The organism is Burkholderia sp. NRF60-BP8, from assembly GCF_001522585.2.
In the GTDB taxonomy this organism is placed as follows: Bacteria; Pseudomonadota; Gammaproteobacteria; order Burkholderiales; family Burkholderiaceae; genus Burkholderia.
Genome location: NZ_CP013373.1, coordinates 1,448,315 through 1,470,933, shown reverse-complemented (window position 1 = coordinate 1,470,933; position 22,619 = coordinate 1,448,315). Strand labels below are relative to the sequence as shown.

Sequence of the window (22,619 nt, the reverse complement as noted above, 5' to 3'; positions counted from 1 at the left end):
TGGGCGTGCGCCGAACGACGGCGGGCGGCAGCGCAAGCCGCGGCGCCCGTTCACGCGCCGGACAAGCGCCGATGCAGCTCCGCCAGCGGCAGCTTCGTGCGAAACAACCGCGCGAGACTGCGGCTCGCATAGGTGTCGATGTCGCCCGGCACGGTCCAGCGGTACGCATCCATCTCGGGGATCATCGAGCCGTCGCGGCGGCTTGGAAACAGCGACGTACACGTGCAGCGCTCGGGATCGATCTCGCCTTCGGCCACCTGCACCGCGAACAGGTGCAGATCCTTGTCGTGCCGGTATGCGAAGCGGCCGAGATCGAGCAACCGTGCCGGCGCGAACTCGATGCCGGTTTCTTCCAGCAGTTCGCGCAGCGCGGCATCGGCCGGCGTCTCGCCTGGTTCGCCCTGCCCCTTCGGAATATCCCAGTGCGTGGTATCCGTCGCGTGCGCGAGAAACACGCGGCCGGCCGCATCGAGAATCACGACGCCGCACGACACCGTGCGCGGCGCGCCGCCCCGCTTCATCACGCGCGGGCTCAGCGCTTCTGCAACTGCCACTTGCCCGCGGCCGTCTTGCAGTAGACGGGCTTGAGCGTCATCGTCTGGCCCTTCGCGGTGATTTCGGTCGCGACTTCGCGGCAGGTCTTGCCGTCCGTCTCGGTCGTGTTCGGCGTGAGCTTCGCGTCGATCTGCGTGCCGCGGCCGCTGCTCTGCCACGTCGTGGTTTCGCCGTCCTTGCCTTCGTCGCGCGCCTGCACGACCGCCTTCGTGAGCGACGCGCGGTCGGCCTTGCTGAAATAGCTGATCGGCGTGTCGTTCAGGAAGTTCAGGTTGTTCTGCGCATGGGCGGGCAGCATCGCGGCTGCGCACGCGGCGCCGGCCAGCACGCGCGTGACGACGGAAAGGGATGCACGCATCGACATGTTTTTTCTCCTTGGATGTTCGATCGAACGGCGCGGCGCATGCCGGCGAACCGGGAACCGGCCCTCCGGCACGCGCCACGCCCGTCAGCGAGCGAGCATAGCATGCGTGCTGCAATGAATGCCTTCTAGGGCTTGGCCGGCGCGGCCGTTTGCTGATATCCGTCAGTCAGCGTGCCGAGGAACGCGATCACGTCCTTGATCTCGGCCGCGTTCAGCGCCGGCTGCTCGCCGCGCTTGCGGTCGAACGGCGGCTCGCGGTTGATGTTCGGCCAGTAGCGCTTCGGCAAATCGTCGTAGATCTGCACCTTGCCGTGCACGACCGGGTAGAACTTCTCCGGATGGATGTCGCGTTCGACGTAGAAGCGCATCACCTCCTCGAGCGAGTGATACACGCCGTTGTGGAAGAACGTCTTGCGCAGCGCGACGTTGCGCAGCGACGGCGTGCGGAACAATCCGCAGAATTCGTCGCGGCCCTTCAGGTCGGTGCGTTCGGGGCCGCATGCGCCGAGATCGTAAAAGCGCGGGTCGCGATTGACGGGCAGCGCGCGATTGCGCGGCACCGCGATCGCGATCAGCCCGAAATCGCTGAACTGCGGCGGGCCGCCTTCGAGCGTGCGCTGGCTGACGTGGCAGCTCGCGCAGTTGCCCTTCTTCTCGTCGTTGAACAACTGCAGCCCGTGCAACTCGGCGGGCGTGAGCTTTGCGCGGCCGGCCAGATACGCGTCGTATTTGCTTGTGTACGGATCGAACAGCGCCGGCTGCTGCTGGAATGCGTCGAGCGCGCGCAGCACCGCATCGAACGTCGCCTGGTCGTCGCCGAGAACCTGGTCGCCGAACGCCTTGCGGAACGCGTCGGCATACGGTGCGGCGCGAACCGCCTTCGCGACCCGCGCGGGCGAACTGCTCATCTCGAACGGCGACGTGAGCGGAATGCGCGCCTGCGCATCGCGCGTATCGACGCGACCGTCCCAGGTCAACCCGCCGGTCGGGCCCGCGTCGATGCTTTCGTCGCCTTCGTCCGGCGAATCGTGGAAGTGCTCGCTGAACGGCGGGATGCCGCGCAGGTACTTCAGCGACGGTACCGCGCGAAAGCCGGTACGGTGCATGTCGTCGCCGCCGAGCTGCACCGACAGCGCGTTCGGCGGCCCGAACGCATGCTCGGCGCTATGGCACGACGCGCAAGCGAGCTTGCCCGAGCCGGACAGCGACGGATCGAAGAACAGCTGCTTGCCGAGCGCCGTCATCTGCTTCACGCCCTCGAACACCTGCGCGCGCGTCTGCGGCTGGCCGGCCGGCGCGACCGCCGGAACGGCCGGAGCGGCCTGGGCCGCCGGGACGACGGACGCGGCCGACGCATTCGTGCCGGGCCGTGCGTCGCAACCGGCGAGCGCCGCGAGCGTGCCGGCCACCGCGAGCGCCGCCGCGGCGGGGATCAGCGATCGCGCGGACGCGAAGGATTTCAGAAGGGTGTGCATCGTCGTTGTTCTAGTAGCGGTGGGCAATCGGCCGGAGCTTATGTCAGTTCCGTGACCGTTGAATGACGTTCGACCGACAGTCAATTGAAAGCGCCCCTACACCCGGCTGTCAAATCGGTTCCAGATAATGCGCGCAGCCGGGCGATACCGCGAGGTTCGTGCGCCGGCTCTCCCGCCACCCGGTTCCCACACGCGACCAACGACGAATGAGAGAGAACATCGCATGAAGAAGCACGCCTGGATTCGCTATACGCCGATCGCCCTTGCGGCAGCGCTCAGCCTGACCGCCTGCGGCGGCGACGACGTCACGCAGCAGGGCCTGTCGGCCGTCAAGAACGTCGTCGTGATCTACGCTGAAAACCGCAGCTTCGACAACCTGTACGGCAATTTCCCGGGCGCGAACGGTCTGCAGAACGTGACGGCCGCGAACTCGGTGCAGAAGGATCGCGACGGCTCGACGATGGCGACGCTGCCGAAGATCTGGGGCGGCCTGACCGCGACCGGCATCACGCCGGCGGTGACCGAGGCGATGACGGCGAACCTGCCGAACGCGCCGTTCGCGATCGACGATCCGAAAGGCTTCAACCAGTCGATGAGCATCGCGACGCGCGACATCGTGCACCGCTTCTACCAGGACCAGATGCAGATCAACGGCGGCAAGAACGACATGTACGCCGCCTGGACCGACGCAGGCGGCCTGACGATGGGCCACTACACGGCCGATCCGTCGAAGCTGCCGCTGTGGAAGATCGCCCAGCAGTACGTGCTCGCGGACAACTTCTTCATGGGCGCGTTCGGCGGGTCGTTCCTGAACCACCAGTACCTGATCTGCGCGTGCGCACCGTACTACCCGAACGCCGACAAGAGCCCGGCGGCCGGCAAGATCGCCGTGCTGAACGCCGACGGCAAGTCGCTGAAGGTGGCCACGAACTCGCCGGCTTCCGCGCTGAGCGGCCCGCCGAAGTTCGTCAACGACGGCGCGCTCACGCCCGACTTCTACGGCGTCAACACGATGCAGCCGGCGTATCAGCCGAGCGGCAACAAGGCGGCCACGGGCGGCGACCCGCTGCTCGCCGATCCGGCCAATCCGTCGACGATGCCGCCGCAGACGGCGACCAACATCGGCGACCTGCTGACCAATGCGGGCGTGTCGTGGGCATGGTACGGCGGCGCATGGGGCCAGGCGCTGCAGGCGAGCCAGAACGGCACGTCGAACGTGATCTACGGCGCCGACCTGTCGACGCCGAACTTCCAGCCGCACCACCAGCCGTTCAACTACTTCGCGAATCAGGCGCCGGGCACCGCGAGCCGCGCGCAACACCTGCTCGACGGCGGCGCGAACGGCGCCGAGTTCATCAAGGCGATCGATGCGGGCACGCTGCCGCAAGTCGCGTTCTACAAACCGCAAGGCAACCTGAACGAGCACCCGGGCTACACGGACGTCACCTCCGGCGACCAGCACATCGCCGACGTGATCGCGCACCTGCAGGCCAGCCCGCAGTGGAAGAACATGGTCGTGGTCGTCACGTACGACGAAAACGGCGGCTTCTGGGATCACGCCACGCCGCCGAATGCCGACCGCTGGGGCCCGGGCACCCGCATTCCGGCGCTGATCGTGTCGCCGTACGCGAAGAAGGGTTTCGTGGACCACACGCAGTACGACACGGGTTCGATCCTGCGCTTCATCACGCGCCGCTTCTCGCTGCCGCGCCTCGCGGGCCTGCAGCAGCGCGACGACGCGCTGAAGGCGAACGGTGCGCAGCCGATGGGCGACCTGACGAACGCGCTCACGCTGTCGCCGAACCTGTAATCGCCTCGCGATCGCGAACGGGCCGGGCACGCCGCCGGCTCGCTCGAACGGAGAGCGGCCCCTCGGGGCCGCTCTTTTTTCATGGGCGCACGATGCCGCGCGGCGGCGTCACCATCCGTACTTCAGCTCGACGCCGACGTAGTCGGCGTTGTGCCCGCCCGCTTGCCGGATCGCGTCGCCGACCTGGAAATGCACGGCCTCGACCGCGCCGATCAGGTTCGCCGCGATCGTCCAGTCCGCGCGCAGTTGCACGTACATGCCCGTCCACGACCCGCCCTTGCCCGCCGTGCCCGGCACCGGGACGTTCGGCTGCTGATAGACGGCATCGCCCGTCGTCTCGCGCCACTGGAAACCCAGCGCGCCGAGCAGCGACAGGCTCGGCGACGGCTTCAGCGTCACGGACGGCTTCACGTGAATCAGGTTCGCGTAACTCGTATAGCCGGCCAGCGTGAAGTAATAGCCGTTCGGAAACAGCGGATTGAAGGTGCCGACGCGGCCGTCGTGCGGATGCCGGTCGCCCGATGCCGCGTCGACCTGCAGCGCGATGCGCGGCGACCACGGCGCGTCGAGCTTGTAGCCCGCAATCGAACCGACGGCCCACGCGCCGATCGTCGCGTTGCCGACCGTGCCGGTCTGCAGCATCGTTTCGAGATCCCAGTCGAAGCGGCCCTGCGTGCCCGTGTAGCGCACGTCCCACACGTCGCGATGCTCGGGGCCGCTCGCATCGAGGAAGTGCGCGCCGCGGCGGTTGTAGCGCGACCAGTAGCCCGACAGATCGCCAGGCCCGACCGACTGCCGCTCGACGCGTACGCCGCTGAACGTGAGATCGCGATTCGACACGTCGTCGAAATCGGACGCGTTGCGGTTCTGCACCGGCTGCGTCGCATAGCCGATGAAGCGCCACTTTCCGTATTCGTAATCGGCCCAGACCGCGTCGAACGCGAGCCGCATGTTCGGGCCGTCGCGCGCGGCGATGAAGCGCTGCAGGTCGAACGCCATCTCCTGACGGCCGACGCGGAACTTGACCGTGCCGCCGCCGAGCGCCCCCGTGTAGGTCGCGAACGCCTGTTCGAGATCGAGCGGGTTCCGGTCGACCGGCGACACCGTGTTCTTGCCGAACGCGCGTGCGTCCTGCAATTGCGCGAAGAACTGCCAGTGCCGGCCGAGGTGCGCATCGGCGTGCACTTCGACGCGCTGGATCAGGTACGTATCCGATTGCGCGGAGCCGATGCCGAACAGCGGCGCGTCGTTGGTCTCCAGACGCTCGCGCAGGTTCACGCCGAGCGACAGGTAGGGGACCTGATCGTTGCCGAGCGGGATGTATTTCAATCCGTCGAGCGGCGCATGCGGCACGCAGGGATTCGCGAGCACCGACCAGTCTTCCTGCCAGCGGTTGAATAGCACCGTCGGCCGCTTGGCGGTGCACGTCGATGCGGCGGCGGCTGCCGACGTCGACGCCGGCGCCGAAGCCGATGACGCGCTCGACGCCGGCGTCGGTTCTTGCGTCGAAGCCGGCGTGATGATCGGGGACGACGCGGCTGCCGTTTCCGCGAACGCAGCGTCGGTCCCCGCGAACAGCAGTCCCGCGACGACCGACACGCGCGCGGCCCGCGCGAAGCGGGGGCCGCAGCGTCCCCTCCGCCGCTCGCTCATGCGCGCGCCTGCGGGGTTGCATCGGCCGCTTGCGCCGCGCGCAGCGCAAGCGTCGCGAGCGCGCCGACGGGAACCAGCAGCGCCAGGAATCCGACGTAGCGGAACCCGAGCGCACCGCCCGCCGCGCCGAGCGCGAACGCGACGATCGCCGGCAGCATCTTCGCGAAGCGTGCGCGCGCGGTGGCGCGCACGCTGTCCGCCGTGCCGGGCGACAGCATGTCGACGGCATCCAGGATCGCCTGCGTGACGTTGCCGGTCATCACCGTATTCGGCACGCCGCCCGCGCGGGCGATCACGCGCGGATGCGCGTTCTGCACGCCCATCGCGAACGTGCCCACGATGCCGGCCACCAGCGCGGCGACGCTGTCGGGCTGCGTGACGGGCGTCGCCCACACGCCGGCCGCGCAGAAGCCGAGCAGCAGCACGGCCTGCACCGCATGCAGCACGCGCGTGCCCTGCCATGCCGGCCGCGCGGACATCGACCGCGCGATCAGGCTCGCCGCGATCACGCCGCACACGAACGCCGGAAACACGCTGAGCTTCAGAACGACGCCCTGGCCGAAGCCCGCGATGCCCGCACCGATCAGCACGAAGTTGCCGGTCACGTGCGCGGTGAACAGCCCGAACAGCGCGACGAAGCTCAGCGTGTCGACGAAGCCGGCCACTGCGGCAAGGATCGTGTCCTCGTGCTTCATCGCGCCGCGCTCGCGTGGATTTCGGCGACGTAGCCGCCCGGGAACTGCACGAGCGCCGCATCGCGGCCGCCCGACTCGAACGGCGGCACGAGCACGGTCACGCCTGCGGCCTGCGCCTGCTTCAGCGTCGCGGTGAGATCGGACACTTCGTAGCCGGTCATCTCGCGGCCGAACGGGTAAGGCAGATGGCCGTCCGTCACCAGCACGGTCATCTTGCCGAAGCCCGATTCGACGCGAATGCGGCGGTAGGTATCGTCCGGCCGGCCGATCTCGATGCCCGGCGCCTTCGGGTCGTCGGACACCACCTTGCCTTTCGAGAACTTGACGAAGTCGTGCACGAACTTGCGCACGCTTTGCGGCGAGACGTACACGCGGTTTTCGGGGATGATCTGCAGCGCGTCGTAATGCGGCGCCTGCGTGTGCCAGTACAGCTGCATGTTCACGCCGCCCGCCCACGTGACGATCGCGTCGCGGCCGATCGGATCGGCAAACGTGTCGACGATCACGTCGGCGCCGTGCTCGCGAGCCGACTTCACGGCGACGTCCATGTCGGTCACGAGATAGCCGGTGCGCTCCGCGCAGAACGGATACGGGATCGGCGTCTTGAAGCCGAACACCGAGATCGTGCCGACCGGTGTCAGCACGAGTTGCGACATCGTCTGGCTCGGCGTCGGCGTGACCTGGAACACGCCCTGCTTCGACTTCTTGCCGCCGAACGTCGCGACGAAGCTGTCGGTGAAGCGGTCGAAGTCTTCGGGCGCGACGCACACGTGGGTCGTGTCGTACTGCGGGCCGACCGCCACCGTCGGCACTGCGGCGGGCGGCGTCGGCGGTTTCGCGAACGTCGCGGGCGCAACGGCGAGGCCGCCCGCGAGCATCGCGGCGAGCAGCACGGAACGAAGGGATTTCATCACGGGATGTCCTGGTTGTTGCATCGTCATCGAATGGAACGGCCATCATCGGCCGATTGCCGCGCATCGTCGAGCACGGTCGCGAGCACGAGTGCCGCGATCAGCCCGAGATGCTCGAAAAAGCTGTTGAGCGCCATGAAGTGCTCGGCGCCCGAACGGTTCCAGAAATCGTTCGCCACGCACATCGCGACCAGCGTCAGCATGCCGAGGCTGCCGGCGCCGAGCCACGTGAAGCGGCGAAACACCACGCACAGCGAGCCGACGATCTCGACGGCGATCGCGAGCGCCGCCCACAGCGCGGCCGGCTGCAGGCCGAAATGCGCCTGTTCCGCGACCGCGCCGTCGAAATCGAGCGCCTTCGCGACGCCGCCGAGCAAATAGGCGGACACCAGCGCGAGGCGCGCGAGCGGCAAGATCCACGGCTGCGACAGCAGCACGCGGATCCACGCGGGGGTGTCGTAAGCGGTGCGCGTCGCCATGTCAGACCGCCCAGCACGAACAACCGAACGCGCCCCAGAAGCCCTTCGCGTCCGACATCGGCAACGCGCTTGCCCATGCGCTCGCGTGCGCATGCTGGTGAACGGTGCATGCATTCGCGCAGCCGCACATCGCGGCGGCCGCCGCGCGCTGCAACGGCGCGCCGTTGCGCTGCGTCGCGCCCCAACCGCCGTAACCGCCAAATTCGCGCACCGGCGACCAGTCCGGCATCGCCGGCGGAATCGGCGCGTCGTGCGATGCGAACGGCCCCGCCCCCCACACGATCTTCCCGTCGACCACCGTCAGCAACGCGGTCGTGGCGGCGATATCGTCCTCCGCGCACGCGAAGAAATCGCGATCCGGGACGATCAGGTCGGCAAGCTGCCCCACCGCGATGCGTCCTTTCTTGCCTTCCTCGTTCGAGAACCACGTCACGTACTCGGTCCACATCCGCAGCGCGGTTTCGCGATCGAGCAGGTTGCGCTGCGGATACAGGCGCATGCCGCCGACCGTCTTGCCCGTCACGAGCCACGCGAGCGACACCCACGGGTTGTACGACGCGACGCGCGTTGCATCCGTGCCGGCCGACACTTTGAGCCCCTTGCCGAGCATCTTCGCGACCGGCGGCGTCGCCTCCGCCGCTTGCGCGCCGTAGCGCTCGACGAAGTACTCGCCCTGGTACGCCATCCGGTGCTGCACCGCGACGCCGCCGCCGAGCGCGGCGATCCGGTCCATCGATTGTTCGGTGATCGTTTCCGCGTGATCGAAGAACCAGTTCAGCCCTTCGAGCGGGATGTCCTTGTCGACCTTCTCGAACACGTCGAGCGCGCGGCTGATGGTTTCGTCGTAGGTCGCATGCATGCGCCACGGCCAGCGGTTTTCCGCGAGCACGCGCACGACGCCTTCGAGATCGTCCTCCATCTGCTCGGGCAGGTCCGGACGCGCAACGCGGAAGTCTTCGAAATCGGCTGCGGAAAACGCCAGCATCTCGCCCGCGCCGTTATTGCGGAAGTAGTCGGTGCCGTCGTGGTACTTGACGCTCTTCGTCCAGTTCACGAAGTCTTCCTTCTCCGCGTTCGGCTTTTGCGTGAACAGGTTGTACGCGATCCGGATCGTCATCTCGCCCGCGTCGTGCAGCTTGCGGATCACTTCGTAATCCTCCGGATAATTCTGCGACCCGCCGCCCGCGTCGATCACGCCGGTCACGCCCAGCCGGTTCAGCTCGCGCATGAAATGGCGCGTCGAGTTGTACTGATACTCGAACGGCAGCTTCGGCCCCTTCGCGAGCGTCGCGTAGAGGATCGTCGCGTTCGGGTTCGCGAGCAGCAGGCCGGTCGGGTTGCCGGCGGCATCGCGCAGGATGGTGCCGCCCGGCGGCTCCGGCGTGTCCTTCGTGTAGCCGACCACCCGCAGCGCCGCCGCGTTCAGCAACGCGCGGTCGTACAGGTGCAGGATGAACACCGGGGTGTCGGGCGCGACTGCATTGAGTTCGTCGATCGTCGGCAGCCGCTTCTCCACGAACTGATGTTCGGTGAAGCCGCCGACCACGCGCACCCACTGCGGCGCGGGCGTCACGGCGACCTGACGCTTGAGCATCTCCATCGCGACCGCGAGCGACGGCACGCCGTCCCAGCGCAGTTCCATGTTGTAGTTCAGGCCGCCGCGAATCACGTGGCAGTGGTTGTCGATCAGACCGGGCAGCACGCCGCGGCCGCCGAGATCGTTCGTCTTCGTCGCGCGGCCCGCGAGCGGCATGACGTCCGCGTCGCTGCCGACGGCGACGAAGCGGCCGTCCTTGATCGCGACGGCGGTCGCGACCGGGTTCGCACGATCGAGCGTCGTGATGCGCCCGTTGTGCAGGATGAGATCGGGTTGGGTATCGGTTGCGCTCATGAAATGTCCTCGATGCGGTCAGAAGCCGAGCCAGTGACGAACCGGCGCGATGGCCTGCACGCCGACCAGCATGCCGGCGAGGCCCACCAGCGCGATCAGCGGCGGCGCCGGCGAACGTACCCCGATCACGCTGTACACGACGCCGATCAGCATGCCGGCGCCCAATGAAAGTAAATACGATTCCATAACGTCTTTTCTCCCGGCCGGATTAGAATCACCCGCATCGCGAGGCCGCGCGCGCGGCGCATCGCATCCGTTTCGCTTGCCTGCCACCCCTTCCGACCATGCAACACCTTCCTGATCTCGAAGCCTGGGCCATCTTTGCGCGCGTCGCCGAGACGGGCTCGTTCGCGAAAGCCGCCGACCTGCTCGGCGTATCGCAACCCACCGTGTCGAAAGCGATCGCGCGCCTCGAAAAGCGCCTCGGCGCGATGCTGCTGTACCGCACGTCGCGCAAGCTGTCGCTCACACCGACCGGCGAACTGCTGCGCGACCGCGCGATCCGCCTGCTCGCCGATGCGGAGCTGATCGAAAACGAAGCGTCCGCGCAGGCGCTCGAACCGCATGGCCTCGTGCGCGTGAATGCGCCGATGTCGTTCGGGCTGCACCATCTGTCGCCGGTGCTGCCCGCGTTCCTCGAGCGCTATCCGCGCGTCGACATCGATCTCGTGCTGACCGACCACATCGTCGACATCGTGTCCGGCGGCTTCGACGTCGCGATCCGCATCGCCGAGCTGAGCGATTCGACGCTGCGCTCGCGCCGCCTCTGCGCGGTGCGCCGGCCGCTCGTCGCATCGCCCGCGTATCTCGACCGGCACGGCCGCCCCGCTCATCCGCGCGACATCGAACAGCACGTGTGCCTCACCTACACGAACCTGCCTACGCCCGAGTACTGGCGCTTTCGTCACGCGGCATCGGGCGACGACTTCGGCGTGAACGTGCACGGACGCATTCGCTCCAACAACGCCGACGTGATCGTGCCCGCGCTCGTCGCCGGTCACGGCCTCGCGCTTCAGCCCGAATTCCTGGTGTGGGACGAACTGCAGCGCGGCGCGCTCGAGGAAGTGATGAGCGACTGGAAGATCGCGGACATCAACGTGAACCTCGTCACGCCGCCCGGCATGCTGCGCGCCGCACGCGTGACGGTGCTGCTCGCTTTCCTCGCCGAACATTTCTCGCGCGCGCCGTGGGCGCTGCCCGCCGCCTGAACGCGCGACCGCCGCCAGCACGCGCTCGCCGCGGCAGCCGTTGCGGCGAGCGCGGCCGGCGGCCCGTTACTTCGCCGGTACGGCCGGGATCGACTCGTGCGGCGTCGCGGTACGCTGCGGCGCCTTGTGGACCATCGTGTACGCGTAGTCGACGCCCATCCCGTACGCGCCCGAATGCTCCTTCGCGATCGCCATCACCGCGTCGTACGAGTCGCGGCGCGCCCAGTCGCGCTGCCATTCGAGCAGCACCTGCTGCCACGTGACCGGCACCACGCCGGCCTGCACCATGCGCTGCATCGCGAAGTCGTGCGCGGCCTGCGACGTGCCGCCCGAGGCGTCGGCGACCATGTAGATCTCGTAGTCGCCTTCGAGCATCGCGCACAGCGCGAACGTCGTATTGCAGACTTCGGTCCACAGGCCCGACACGACCACCTTCTTGCGGCCGTTCGCGGCGAGCGCGTCGCGCACCTTCTGGTCGTCCCACGAATTCATCGACGTGCGCTCGAGCGTCTTCTGGTTCGGGAACACGTCGAGCAGCTCGGGATAGGTGTGGCCCGAGAAGCTGTCGCTTTCGACCGTCGTGATCGTGGTCGGGATGTTGAAGACCTTCGCGGCCTTCGCGAGCCCGACGACGTTGTTCTTCAGCGTCTGGCGATCGATCGACTGCACGCCGAACGCCATCTGCGGCTGCTGGTCGATGAAGATCAATTGGCTGTTCTGCGGCGTCAGTACTTCAAGCTTCGGGTTGCTCATGGCGAATGGAGTCCTATGAACGAAAAGGGGAGCCTGCCTCGACCGCGACAGCGGGAGGAGCCCGGAATGCGTCGGCGCCGGATCGTCATCCGCGCCGCAATATTTAAGCTGCAAACGCGCGGCGCGAACACCCAAGAAACGGAATCGATCCGATTCCCGAATGGATGCCCGTTCGGGGCCGCCCGCCCTTTTTTTCTTCACGCAAACCCGATACGCTTTCAAGACTTTGACGGTGCCCTTCCGGCGCCGCTCGGGCACCACGAGGCGCACCACCATGAAACCGTATGTCCTCTCGCTGCTCGCCGGCATCCTCGCCGGCGTCATCTACGGCGCGATCGGCGTGAACTCGCCCGCGCCGCCGGTCATCGCGCTCGTCGGCCTGCTCGGCATGCTGGCCGGCGAACAGATCCTGCCGGTCGCGCGGCGCATGCTGTCCGGCCATCGGCTGAACACCGCATGGCGCGACGCCAAGTGCAGCCAGCACATGTTCGGCGCGCTGCCGGGCGGCGCCGCGAACGACCGCAAGCCTTCGTGATCCACCCCATCGCCGTCCGCCACGCATGACCAACGTCGAGCTGTTCCATTACCTGCTGCTGTTGATCTGCGGCGCGGGCGCCCTCACGTGGCTCGCCGAGCGGATCTCGATTCCGCCAGCCGTCGTATTGCTGCTCGGCGGCTGCGTGGTCGCCGTCGCCGGCAAGCGCGTGCCCGACATGGACCCGGCGCTGCTGCTCGCGGCGGTACTGCCGCCGCTGTTGATGTCGAGCGGCTTCTATACCGCGTGGAAGGAATTCCGGCAGGCGCTCGCATCGATCGCGTCGCTCGCGCTCGGGGCCGTGGCGTTCACGACCGTCGCGGTCGCGCTCGCCGTGCACGCGGCGAATCCCGCGCTGCCGTGGGCCGCGTGCTTCACGCTCGGCGCGATCGTGTCGCCGCCCGACGCGGTCGCCGCGAAAGCGATCCTGCAGCGCCACCCGCTGCCCGCGCGGCTCGTCGCGGTGCTCGAAGGCGAAAGCCTCGTCAACGATGCGTCGGGCCTGCTGCTGTACCAGATGGCCGTGTCGGCCGCGCTCGCCGCGTCGATCACGACGGCGAGCGCCACCGGCCTGTTCTTCTCGCTCACGCTGATCGGCATCGCGGTCGGCCTCGCATGCGGCCATGCGATGTGCTGGGTGCTGCAACGCCTGCGCGAGCCGATGCTCGGCATCGTCGTGACCTTCGCGATGGCATGGGGCAGCTACGGAATCGCGGAAGCCGTCGACGGCTCGGGTGTGCTGTCGGTCGTCACCTGCGGCCTCGTGCTCGGCGTGCGCCAGCATCGCGTGTTCGACGCCGACATGCGGATCAAGGCGAAGGCGACGTGGGAAGCGATCGTGTTCGTGCTCGACGCGCTCGTGTTCATCCTGATCGGCCTCGCGTTGCACGCGATCCTCGCGCGCGTGAACCACGAAGGCGCGGTGCTGATGGCCGGCCTGCGGGTCGCGCTGCCGGCGACGGCCGCCGCGATCGGCGCGCGCGTGGTGTGGGTGTTCGCCGCGATGTGGCTGCCGGGGCGCCTGCGCGAGCGACGCGCGGGCCACGCGCCGTGGTCGTGGCGCGAGGCCGTCGTACTCGGCTGGTCGGGCATGCGCGGCGTCGTGAGCCTCGCGGCCGCGATCGCGCTGCCCGCCAACTTCCCCGGCCGCGACCTGATCCTGTTCAGCACGTTCCTGCTGATCATCGCGACGCTCGTCGTGCAGGGCGGCACGCTCGCGCCGCTGATCCGCGTGCTGAAGCTGCGCCCGGCCGTGCGCCGCACGATGTCCGAGCACGCGGTGCGTGCGCACGCGTTCGGCGCGGCGCTCGCCGAACTCGATGCGCGCGGGGGGCGCGGCGCCGGCCTCGAACGCGCATCGCTCGACCGGCTGCTGACCGAGTACCGCAACCGCGTCGCGTTCAACGAACGCGCGCACCGCGACGGAGCGGCGCCCGCGGACGTGCGCGCGCGGATGCTGCGCGTCGAGCTCGAGCTGGTCGGCGTGTCGCGCGACGCATTGCTCGACCTGCATCGCGACGGCAAGGTCGACGACGCGGTGCTGCACCGCATAGAATCGGAGCTCGATTTCGAGGAGCTGCGGCTGCAGCGCCTGCTCGAACCGTGATGCCCGGCCTGCCCGGCCGGCCCGTCCCCTTTCCCCACCCGGAACTGCAATGAGCGAACTGTCCGTCGAAGCGAGCATCGGCCCGGTCGATTACCTCGTCCACTTCAGCGATGGCGTCCATCAGTGGCGCGCCGACGAACCCGCGTCGCTCGGCGGTGGCGATGCGGCGCCGACGCCAATCGCGCTGCTGCTGTCGAGTCTTGGCGCGTGCACCGCGATCACGCTGAAGATGTATGCGCAACGAAAAGGCTGGCCGCTCGACGAAGTGCACGTGAAGCTCGCGCACGAAGCGGGCAGCGCGGGCAGCACGATCGTGCGCCGCATCACGCTCGACGGCGACCTGACCGGCGAGCAGCGCGAACGGCTGCTGCAGATCGCGAATGCCTGCCCGGTGCACAAGATCCTCACGCATCCGATCGCGATCGATACGGCGATCGCCTGACGCGTTCCCCCTGACCACGACCCAGCCCACCATGTCCGCCTCGATCAAGACCCTGCTCACGCCGCGCGAAAGCGACATCGGCAACCTCGTCGTGCGGCGCGTGCTGCCCGCGCGCGCGGCGCGCCTCGTCGGCCCGTTCATCTTCTTCGACGAGATGGGGCCGGCCGTGTTGCCGGCCGGCCGCGGCATCGACGTGCTGCCGCATCCGCACATCGGGCTCGCGACCGTCACCTACCTGTTCGACGGCTCGCTGATGCATCACGACAGCCTCGGCTTCCGGCAGAAGATCGTGCCGGGCGACGTGAACTGGATGACGGCCGGCCGCGGCATCGTGCATTCGGAGCGCTCGCCCGACGAGGATCGCCCGCGCGAGCAGCCGGTGCACGGGATCCAGACCTGGGTCGCACTGCCGGTCGAGCATGAAGACGCCGCGCCCGCGTTCGTTCACCACGCGGCCGACACGCTGCCGTCGTTCACGCGCGACGGCGTGACCGTGCGCGTGATCGCGGGCACCGCGTTCGGCCTCGCGTCGCCGGTCGCCGTGTTCTCGCCGACGCTCTATGCGGTCGCCGATTTCGCGTCGGGCGGGCAGCTCGCGCTCGATGCGGAGCACGACGAACGCGGCGTGTATCTCGTCGACGGCGATCTCGCCATCGACGGCACGCCGCTCGCCCCGGCGACGATGGCCGTGCTCGAACCGGGCGCGACCGTCGCGCTCGCGAGCACGCACGGCGCCCGCGCGATGCTGCTCGGCGGCGCGCACCTGCCGGGCGAGCGGTTCATCGAATGGAATTTCGTGTCGAGCCAACGCGCGAAGATCGACGCCGCGCGGGCTGCGTGGGCCGATCAGACGTTCGGCAAGGTGCCGGGCGAAGAAAGCGAATGGACGCGCCAGCCGGAACGCAAGCCGTAATGAGCGGCCTGGCGCGACGCACCGACGACGGCCGGCAGTCATGCCGGCCGTCGTGTGTTTACCGCTTCAATCCCATCAGCTTCGCGAGCGTCGGCCAGCGTTCGAGCGACGCGTCGAACGCGCGGCGCGCCTGTTCGTCGACGTAGCGCCCGGGATCGAGCGCGGGCAGATGCCGCGCGAGGCCGATCACGTCGTTCGGCTGCGACAGGCGGTCTTCGTCGCCTTCGCCGGTCATCGTTACTGTTCGTCGATCCATACGCCGTCCGGAGTCTTGACCGCGTAACCCGCAGCCGTCTGCATCGTCACCGTGCCCTCGTTCTCGCCGATCATCCGCGTGCGCGGCAAATCGGCCGCGTATTGCGCGAGCGTCGCGCCGGGCTTGAACGGGCTGTTCGACACGAGGTTCGACAGCAATTGCGCGAGCGCGAGGAAGCTGGTCGGCTGCTCGATCACGGTCGTCGCGCCGTGATTGCCGGTGAAGCCGACGAGCCGCACGCCGACCGGCCCATGCACGATGCGCGGCGTCGGAATCTCGCGCAGCCCCGCGACCTGGTTCTTGTCGCCGCGCAACGCGGCGCCGTGCTCGGGCACGAACACGATCACCGCGCGGCGGCCCGATTGCGCGATCAGGTCGGCAAGACGGTCGAAGTCGGTCATCAGCTTCGTCGCGCGCTGCGGATACGAGTCGATGCTCGTCAGCGCGCTACCGACCACGCGGTTGCCGTCGTGCAGGCTGATCGTGTTGTAGTACAGCGCGACCGGCCCCGGCACCGCCGCGCGCTGCGCGTACCAGTTCGCGAGCGTCGCGTAGTCGTCCTTGATCGCCGACCCGTCGAACGCGTGCATCGCGACCGGCGCGGCCGCGTTCGAGATCATCGGCGCATCGGCCACGCCGATGTTGTCGTGGATCACCTGCAGGAAGTTGTCGAAATGGCCGTCGTGGTTCAGCAGCGACTGCACCGTGTAGCCGGCGCCCGCCAGTTGCGAGAACAGGTGGCACTGCTGCGGCGCGGGCTTGTACAGGTCCGCATGCGCTTCCTGCCCGCAGCTCGCGCGCAGCACGCGGATCGCCGCCGGGCCGCTGTAGCTCGCGGCCGTGCTGAAGTTCGTGAACAGGTAGTCGAAGTGGCTCAGCATCGGATGGTTGCGCACCTTCGCCGCATCGAGGTCGTCCCACGACAGCGAGCAGACGTGCAGCACGATCACGTCGAACTGCGCGGCCGGATCGCTGCCGAGATGGCCGAACGCGACCTGCCGCTGCGACTCCTGCGTGCGGAACGTCGCGAGCGCCGCGTTGTGATCCTCGGGCTGGTCGACGCGGGTGGCGCCCGCCGCGCTCGCCTGCGGCTGGGCCGGCGCGGCGACGCGCGCCATCAACCCGCTGCCGGCCTGCCAGAGCGGCATCGCGATCAGCGCGACCACCACGAACGTCGCGACGCGCAGCCAGCGGTTGACGATGAAATAGACGATCAGCGCGCCGACGATCGTCAGCGCCAGCACGGGCGGCAACAGGCGCGGCAACAACTCCATCCAGTAATCGACGCGGAACGTGCTGACCTCGCGCGCGGCCTCCGCGAGACGGACGAGCGGCGGCGCATGCAGCTCGCGCGCGAGCAGCGGCACCGCGATCGCGATCGCCGCGACCTGCCGGACGATGCGCCACGCGCGCGAGCGCAGCGGCGCGCTCGCCGCCAGCGCCACCGCGAACGCGAGGTTCGCGAGCCAGAACGGCTGCAGGCGCCCGGTCGCGAACAGCGCGAACTTCAGGATGAAATACAGATTCCAGAACGTCATCTAACCCACTCCATGATGCGCGCCGCGTCAGTCGCGCGCGCGATCGAGTTTCGGCGCGAGCATGGCCTGCAGGCCGCGCGCCGCGCCCTTCCACATCCGTACGTAACCGTCCAGCCCGATCCGCAGCACTTCCTTGAGCCCGCCGAGCGGCGTGTCGGGCCGGGCGCCTTCGTGCCAGTCGAGCCACGCATCCGCGCGGCCGAACGTGCATTGCACGAGCTGGCGCTCCTGCTCGAGCGTCAGTTCCTCGAAGCTCACGCCGACGTGGGTCGGCGTCGCACGGGTCACGCGCACCGGGAACGGAAACGCGCGGTCGCCGCGCGTCACGCACACCGTCAGCGTGTCGCCGACGGCGAGCGGCAGCCCCGGCACCGCTTCGAGGCCGAGACCGCCGGTCGAGTAGTCGCTCGTGAAGCATGCGGCGGTCGAGCCGTCGGCGAGCAGCAGCATCGCCGGCACGCGCATCGCGATCCGGTGCGTGACACGTACCTGCTTCGTCTCGCGCGCGACGGCCAGCGCGGCGCCGAGCATCGCGAGGTTGTACACGGTCCAGCCGAGCGTGATCAGGATCGTCGACGCCTCGTCGCCCTGGTCGGCCACGAGCCGCCACAGGCCGGCGACGATCGCGAGCACGTTCAGCGCGAACAGCACGAGATACGGCTTCGACGTCGACCAGTCGACGTAGCCTTCGTCGATCTTGCCGCCCTTGTCGGTCACGTTGAACTTGCCGTGCTTCGGGCTGAAGAACGCAACGGTGGTCGGCAGCGCGATGTACCACGCGAGCACCGATTCGTAGACCTCGGCCCAGAACGAATGCCGATAGCGTCCCTGCATCCGCGAATTCGCGATGTTCGCGAGCACGAGATACGGGATCACGTAGCTCGCGAGCGCGAGCGACGACGCGTTGATGAAGTACAGGTGGAAGAACAGATACGCGAGCGGGATCGTCAGGAACACCAGCCGCGGAATCCCGTAGAAGAAATGCAGCATCGCGTTGCCGTAGCAGATCCGCTGGATCAGGCCGAGCCCGCGCCCGAGGAACGGGTTGTCGATGCGGAAGATCTGCGCCATCCCGCGCGCCCAGCGCGTGCGCTGCTTCACGTGGCCGGCCAGGCTTTCGGTCGCGAGGCCTGCCGCCTGCACGGTCGGCAGGTATGCCGACGTATAGCCGCGCCGATGCAGCTTGAGCGCCGTATGCGCATCCTCGGTCACGGTCTCGACCGCGACGCCGCCGACCTCTTCCAGCGCGCTGCGCTTGAGCACCGCGCACGATCCGCAGAAGAACGTCGCGTTCCACAGGTCGTTGCCCGACTGCACGAGGCCGTAGAACAGGTTGCCCTCGTTCGGCACCTCGCGGAACGTGCCGAGGTTGCGCTCGAACGGATCGGGCGAGAAGAAATGGTGCGGCGTCTGCACGAGCGCGCACTTCGGGTCGCGCAGGAACACGCCCATCGTCGTCTGCAGGAACGAGCGCGTCGGCACGTGATCGCAGTCGAAGATCGCGATGTACTCGCCGTGCGTTTTCGGCAGCGCACGGTTGATGTTGCCGGCCTTCGCGTGACGGTTGTCGTCGCGCGTCAGATAGTCGATGCCGGCCTCGGCCGCGAATGCCGCGAACTCCGGACGCCGGCCGTCGTCGAGCAGGTACACGCGCAGCTTCGCGCTCGGCCAGTCGATGCTCTGCGCGGCGAACACCGTCGGCTTCACGACCGACAGCGGCTCGTTGTAGGTCGGGATATAGACGTCGACGGTCGGCCAGGTGTCCGGATCGTCGGGCAGCGGCACGATCGGCCGGTCGAGCGGCCACGCGGTCTGCACGAAGCCGAGCAGCAGGATCATCCACGTATAGGCTTCGGCGCCGTACAGCAGGTAACCGGCGACGGCTTCGACCGGGCTGCGGAAGTCGAGCGTCTGGGTCGTGCGCCACCACACGTAGCGCACGGCCGCGAGCAGCGCGAGCGACGCGAGCGCGAGGGTCGGCAGGTGGCCGGGCAGCCGGCGCAGCGCGAGCGCGAGCACCGCGACGATCGCGAAGAACGCGAACTGCGCGCCGGGCATCAGCGGCGACATCCCGGCCGCGGCCCACAGCACCGCGCCGGCCACGAGCAGCAGCGGCGCGAGCCAGCGGCGCCGGCCGACGCCGTTCGCGCGCGCATCGAGCCAACCGCCCCAGCGCGCCCACGGCAGACGCGCGAGCATCGCGTCGATGCGCCGGCCGAGCGCGCGCCCGGCCATGTAGACGGGCACCACGAGCGTATCGAACCATGCGAGCGGATCGTGCGCGGGACGACCGTCGGCCGCACGCGGTGCGCGCACGATCGCGCGCCACAGCCATTCGCGCGCGCTGAGCGGTTGCAGCACGCCCCAGTCTTGTGCGAGCCGCAGGAACGCGACGCGCACCCAGCGGCGCACGAGATCGGGCCGGCCGGGCGGCGGCGCGTGGAAGAACAGCCGCACGAGCCAGTCGACCCGCGTGCGTTGCGCCGGCAGCCCGATGCCGCGCGCGCACCAGTCGGCCGCCCGGCGGCCGAACGCGCGCAGTCGCGACGCGAACGCGGCCTTCATCGCGCCGCTCCGGCACGGCCCGCGACGGCCGCCGTGAGCCATGCATCGACCCAGTTCGCGACGCCGTTCAGGTCGTGCGACGCCTGCGAATACGGCGCGTCGTCGAAGATCCAGCTGCCGCGCGCGAGCGCTTCGGGCACCGCGGCGTCGACGTGGATGCGCTGCTCGAGCATCGATGCCGGCCCCGCGACCGCGCGCAGCATCGCCAGCGCGTCGCGCTGCATGTCGCGCGCCGGGTTCAGCCGGTTCACGACGATCTGCAGGTCGCCGCGGCCGGCCCGCAACGCGCCGAGCCGCGCGGCCGTCGTCGCGCAGGCGGCCGGCTCCGGCGGCACGACGACGAGCGTCAGGTCCGCGCACCGGATCGCCTGCCCGGCCTGCGGCGACGGATAGCGGGGGGTGTCGACCAGCACGACGCCGTCGGCCGGCAGCGCGATCTCGTCGAGCGCGCGCGACAGCCAGGCGGGATCGGCCGCGAGCCGCGCATCGCACGCGGCGGCGCCGGCCGCATCGACCTGCCCGTACGGCACGAACAGCACGCCGTCGGCGTTGCGCCACGTATGCGCGTGCCACGGTTCGGCGCCGCCCAGCAGGCCGTGCGCGAGACCGCGTTCGGCCAGCGTGTCGAGGCCGAGCGTCGCGCCCATCAGGTTCTGTGCATCGAATTCGACCGCGACGACCGGGCGGCCGCGGCGCGCAAGCAGCACCGCGAGCGCGGCGGCGAGTGTCGTGCGGCCCGCGCCGCCCGTCGTCGAAGTCACGGCGATCGTCTTCATCGTGCCGCCTCGCTGTCGTGCTCACCGCGTTTGCCGCGCTTGTCACCTTCGTCGCCGCCGACGCCCGGCAGCAGGCGGCCGCGCAGCACGACCGGCACGAGTTCGCACGGCACCGCGTCGCGCCGGTCGATGCCCCTCGGCGCGTGGAAGCCGCGGCCGATGCCGAGGTGCTGCGCGACGATCCACACCGGCACCGCGATCGCGATACCGACGACGAAGCCGATGACGAGTTCGGCGATCATGCGTCCTCCTGCTTGCGCAGCGGCATCGCGCTGCGGACGGCGCCGCGCGCACGCGCGGCGGGAACGACGGGGTCCGGCGCCGACGGGGCGACGGCAGCGGGCGCGGACGCCTGCGGCACGCCGATCGCCTCGAGCGCGACGACGGTATCGATCGCCGCGATCGCGTCGCTCACCTCGCTCGCGTCGGGCAACGCCGCGCCGGGACCGGCGTGCGCGCCGCCCGCCGGCTGCGTCGCCGCGAACAGGTCGCTGTAGTCGGCGATCGGCGCGCGCCGGTTCTCGGCCGTCAGCGCGTCGAGCTCGGTGTCGATGCTGCCCTGCCCGAGGCACACGACGCGGTCGGACAGCGTATCGACCGGCACGTCGAAGATCCGCGCGAGCGCGTCCTCGGCGTCGACCGGCTCGCACGCGAACAGGAATACGAACAGGTGTCCGGCATCGGCCGTCACGATGTCGCCCGTGCGGCGCGGCCGGCAGTGCCGCAGCGCGTCGACGTGCGACACGTCCGGCAACAGCGTGAGCTTCGCGAGCGTATGCGGCAGCGCGAGCACCGCGCCGCGTTCGAGCACCGCGCGAACCCGCTGGCAGAACGCGCCGACCGGCAGATAGCCGAGCACGGAATCGCCGAGCGCGGCCGCGAGCGTCGCGCGATAGTCGGCCGCGACGGGCCGCGCGTAAAGCTGGCCGTGCAGCGCGTGCACGGCGGCCTGCATCCGCGAGACCGGCAGATCGCGCGCGACGACCCGGTTCGCGCCGACGCTCAGCACGAGCACCTCGAACTGCTGGCGCAGCACCTCGCCGCGCTCGACGACCGCGATCTTCAGCGCGCCGCCGCACTGCCGGCGCAGCGCGTGCACGTCCGCGCACAGCGCTTCGAGCTGCGCATGCGAACGGAACACGAGCACCGCGGTCGCGGCCTGCGCGTGCGCGCACGCGGCGACGACGGCCGCGTTGTCGTCGACGATTTCCCAGCCGTCCGGCACGCGGCTCGCGCCGTCGAGCACCGCGCGGCTCACCACCACGCGATCCTCGTCGCGCGCGAGCTTCATCCGGCGCGCCGGTTCGGTCGCACCGCCATCCACGTTCGCCGACAGCCGGCCGCCCGGCGCAAAGCGCAGCGGCCGTACCTCGCCGGCCGCGAGCGTGTCGCCCGCGCGCCAGAAATCGACGACCCACAGCAACTCGCCGTGCGTGCGCTGCAACTGCGCGACGCCCGAGCAGACACCGTGGAAGTCGCCGCGCTGCGTGCGATCCGCATCGCGCACGAGCGGCGCATCGTCGGCGCGGGCGACGCCGCCCGCACGGCTCGCTTCCGGGTCGAGCAGCAGCACGAGCGCGATCCGGCGCGTGCGGCACCAGTCGGCCAGCGCATACGCTTCATCCGCGAGCGCGGCCGGATCGTCCCAGCTGAACCAGCGCTGCGCGCCTTCGACGAAATACAGCGAACGCGCATGCAGCCCGTAGCGCTTCATCGCGCGCAAGCCGCCGGTCAGCCGCGCGAACGCACCCGGCGCCGCGCGGCGCGACGCGTGGCCGGCCACGCCGGCGTCGGCACCGTCGTCGGCCGGCTGGGCCGCCGCCGGCATCGCCAGCACGTTCAGGTTGCGCGGCCAGCCGGCCGGCTGCGCGCCGCCCGCGAAACCGAGCGACGCAATCTGCGCGGCGACGCGCGCCGGATCGCGCGCCAACACGATCGTGACGTCGCGCGTGCGCGCCTGGCGCGCGCTTTCCCATACGAGCGCATCGCATGCCGGCGTGCCGCCGGCCGCGTAGATCGCATAAAGGCCGCCGGCTTCCAGTTGCGTCCAGGTATCGGGCAAACCGTCGATCGCGAGCCGGCTCAACGCGCCGGCACGGCCGCCCGCCAGCCTCACGCGCAGCAGCGTGCGCAAGCGGTCGGCCAGGCCGGTAGCGCCGGGCGCGAGGCGGTTGGCATCGAATTCCGTAGTCAC

22 protein-coding genes are annotated in these 22,619 nt (G+C 69.5%); 6 read left to right on the top strand and 16 right to left on the bottom strand.

Features of this window, described 5'->3' with window-relative positions:
* Positions 1-50 precede the first annotated feature (50 nt).
* From WS54_RS20200 to WS54_RS20190, 3 genes are all read right to left on the bottom strand, one after another.
* Positions 51-521, bottom strand: coding sequence for an NUDIX hydrolase (locus WS54_RS20200; RefSeq protein ID WP_034207045.1), 471 nt, complete (start codon positions 519-521; stop codon positions 51-53).
* Positions 522-532: 11 nt separating this feature from the next.
* Positions 533-919, bottom strand: coding sequence for a hypothetical protein (locus tag WS54_RS20195; protein WP_034207044.1), 387 nt, complete (start codon positions 917-919; stop codon positions 533-535).
* Between the two features lie 125 nt (positions 920-1,044).
* Positions 1,045-2,394 (bottom strand): cytochrome-c peroxidase, encoded by a 1,350-nt coding sequence (locus WS54_RS20190; protein ID WP_059780227.1) that lies wholly within the window; start codon positions 2,392-2,394, stop codon positions 1,045-1,047.
* A 223-nt stretch (positions 2,395-2,617) separates the two neighbouring features.
* Here WS54_RS20190 and WS54_RS20185 point away from each other — a divergent pair, with 223 nt between their 5' ends.
* Positions 2,618-4,204, top strand: coding sequence for an acid phosphatase (locus WS54_RS20185; RefSeq protein WP_034207042.1), 1,587 nt, complete (start codon positions 2,618-2,620; stop codon positions 4,202-4,204).
* Between the two features lie 108 nt (positions 4,205-4,312).
* On the opposite strand, the gene WS54_RS20180 is transcribed toward WS54_RS20185, so the two are convergent.
* From WS54_RS20180 to WS54_RS20155, 6 genes are read right to left on the bottom strand one after another with little or no spacing between them, the layout of a single operon-like run.
* Complete coding sequence (locus WS54_RS20180; RefSeq protein ID WP_059780226.1) at positions 4,313-5,857, bottom strand: alginate export family protein; 1,545 nt, start codon at positions 5,855-5,857, stop codon at positions 4,313-4,315.
* Positions 5,854-6,552, bottom strand: a complete 699-nt coding sequence (locus WS54_RS20175) for a YoaK family protein (protein ID WP_059780225.1) — start codon at positions 6,550-6,552, stop codon at positions 5,854-5,856. Before WS54_RS20175 ends, WS54_RS20180 begins: the two co-directional genes overlap by 4 nt.
* The gene (locus WS54_RS20170; RefSeq protein WP_059780224.1) at positions 6,549-7,463 is read right to left on the bottom strand and encodes a VOC family protein; all 915 of its coding nucleotides are present in this window, start codon (positions 7,461-7,463) and stop codon (positions 6,549-6,551) included. Before WS54_RS20170 ends, WS54_RS20175 begins: the two co-directional genes overlap by 4 nt.
* A 26-nt stretch (positions 7,464-7,489) precedes the next feature.
* Positions 7,490-7,942: a DoxX family protein gene (locus tag WS54_RS20165; RefSeq protein WP_059780223.1), complete on the bottom strand. Its 453-nt coding sequence runs from the start codon at positions 7,940-7,942 to the stop codon at positions 7,490-7,492.
* Position 7,943: 1 nt separating this feature from the next.
* Positions 7,944-9,833 carry an amidohydrolase gene (locus tag WS54_RS20160; protein WP_108041932.1) on the bottom strand — a complete coding sequence of 630 codons (1,890 nt, stop codon included), beginning with the start codon at positions 9,831-9,833 and terminating at the stop codon, positions 7,944-7,946.
* A gap of 18 nt (positions 9,834-9,851) precedes the next feature.
* On the bottom strand, positions 9,852-10,019 hold the full coding sequence (locus tag WS54_RS20155) for a DUF1427 family protein (RefSeq protein ID WP_059782752.1): 168 nt from the start codon (positions 10,017-10,019) through the stop codon (positions 9,852-9,854).
* 98 nt (positions 10,020-10,117) lie between these two features.
* Here WS54_RS20155 and WS54_RS20150 point away from each other — a divergent pair, with 98 nt between their 5' ends.
* Positions 10,118-11,041: a LysR family transcriptional regulator gene (locus WS54_RS20150; RefSeq protein WP_059782750.1), complete on the top strand. Its 924-nt coding sequence runs from the start codon at positions 10,118-10,120 to the stop codon at positions 11,039-11,041.
* 66 nt (positions 11,042-11,107) lie between these two features.
* On the opposite strand, the gene WS54_RS20145 is transcribed toward WS54_RS20150, so the two are convergent.
* Positions 11,108-11,794 carry a hydrolase gene (locus WS54_RS20145; RefSeq protein ID WP_034207035.1) on the bottom strand — a complete coding sequence of 229 codons (687 nt, stop codon included), beginning with the start codon at positions 11,792-11,794 and terminating at the stop codon, positions 11,108-11,110.
* Positions 11,795-12,068: 274 nt separating this feature from the next.
* On the opposite strand from WS54_RS20145, the gene WS54_RS20140 reads away from it, so the two are divergent.
* Genes WS54_RS20140 through WS54_RS20125 form a run of 4 tightly spaced genes read left to right on the top strand, consistent with a single transcriptional unit; the run spans position 12,069 to position 15,290 of the window.
* On the top strand, positions 12,069-12,329 hold the full coding sequence (locus WS54_RS20140) for a XapX domain-containing protein (RefSeq protein WP_050018056.1): 261 nt from the start codon (positions 12,069-12,071) through the stop codon (positions 12,327-12,329).
* A 25-nt stretch (positions 12,330-12,354) separates the two neighbouring features.
* Positions 12,355-13,935 carry a cation:proton antiporter gene (locus WS54_RS20135; RefSeq protein ID WP_059782748.1) on the top strand — a complete coding sequence of 527 codons (1,581 nt, stop codon included), beginning with the start codon at positions 12,355-12,357 and terminating at the stop codon, positions 13,933-13,935.
* A 49-nt stretch (positions 13,936-13,984) separates the two neighbouring features.
* Positions 13,985-14,377, top strand: coding sequence for an OsmC family protein (locus WS54_RS20130; RefSeq protein ID WP_059782746.1), 393 nt, complete (start codon positions 13,985-13,987; stop codon positions 14,375-14,377).
* A gap of 31 nt (positions 14,378-14,408) precedes the next feature.
* Positions 14,409-15,290, top strand: a complete 882-nt coding sequence (locus WS54_RS20125) for a pirin family protein (protein WP_059782744.1) — start codon at positions 14,409-14,411, stop codon at positions 15,288-15,290.
* Between the two features lie 58 nt (positions 15,291-15,348).
* Here WS54_RS20125 and WS54_RS20120 read toward each other — a convergent pair whose 3' ends face one another.
* The 6 genes from WS54_RS20120 to bcsE are packed head-to-tail and all read right to left on the bottom strand — an operon-like array spanning position 15,349 to position 22,619.
* Complete coding sequence (locus WS54_RS20120) at positions 15,349-15,546, bottom strand: hypothetical protein (RefSeq protein WP_034207030.1); 198 nt, start codon at positions 15,544-15,546, stop codon at positions 15,349-15,351.
* Positions 15,528-17,084 (bottom strand): cellulose biosynthesis protein BcsG, encoded by a 1,557-nt coding sequence (bcsG, locus tag WS54_RS20115; RefSeq protein WP_059782742.1) that lies wholly within the window; start codon positions 17,082-17,084, stop codon positions 15,528-15,530. The genes WS54_RS20120 and bcsG overlap by 19 nt, the downstream gene beginning before the upstream one ends.
* A gap of 27 nt (positions 17,085-17,111) precedes the next feature.
* Entirely contained in the window at positions 17,112-19,649 is a 2,538-nt protein-coding gene (bcsA, locus tag WS54_RS20110; protein WP_059782786.1) for a UDP-forming cellulose synthase catalytic subunit, read from the bottom strand.
* Positions 19,646-20,425: a cellulose biosynthesis protein BcsQ gene (gene bcsQ / locus WS54_RS20105; protein ID WP_059782740.1), complete on the bottom strand. Its 780-nt coding sequence runs from the start codon at positions 20,423-20,425 to the stop codon at positions 19,646-19,648. Before bcsQ ends, bcsA begins: the two co-directional genes overlap by 4 nt.
* Positions 20,422-20,667 carry a hypothetical protein gene (locus WS54_RS20100; protein WP_059782738.1) on the bottom strand — a complete coding sequence of 82 codons (246 nt, stop codon included), beginning with the start codon at positions 20,665-20,667 and terminating at the stop codon, positions 20,422-20,424. Before WS54_RS20100 ends, bcsQ begins: the two co-directional genes overlap by 4 nt.
* On the bottom strand, positions 20,664-22,619 hold the full coding sequence (gene bcsE, locus WS54_RS20095; protein WP_059782735.1) for a cellulose biosynthesis protein BcsE: 1,956 nt from the start codon (positions 22,617-22,619) through the stop codon (positions 20,664-20,666). The genes WS54_RS20100 and bcsE overlap by 4 nt, the downstream gene beginning before the upstream one ends.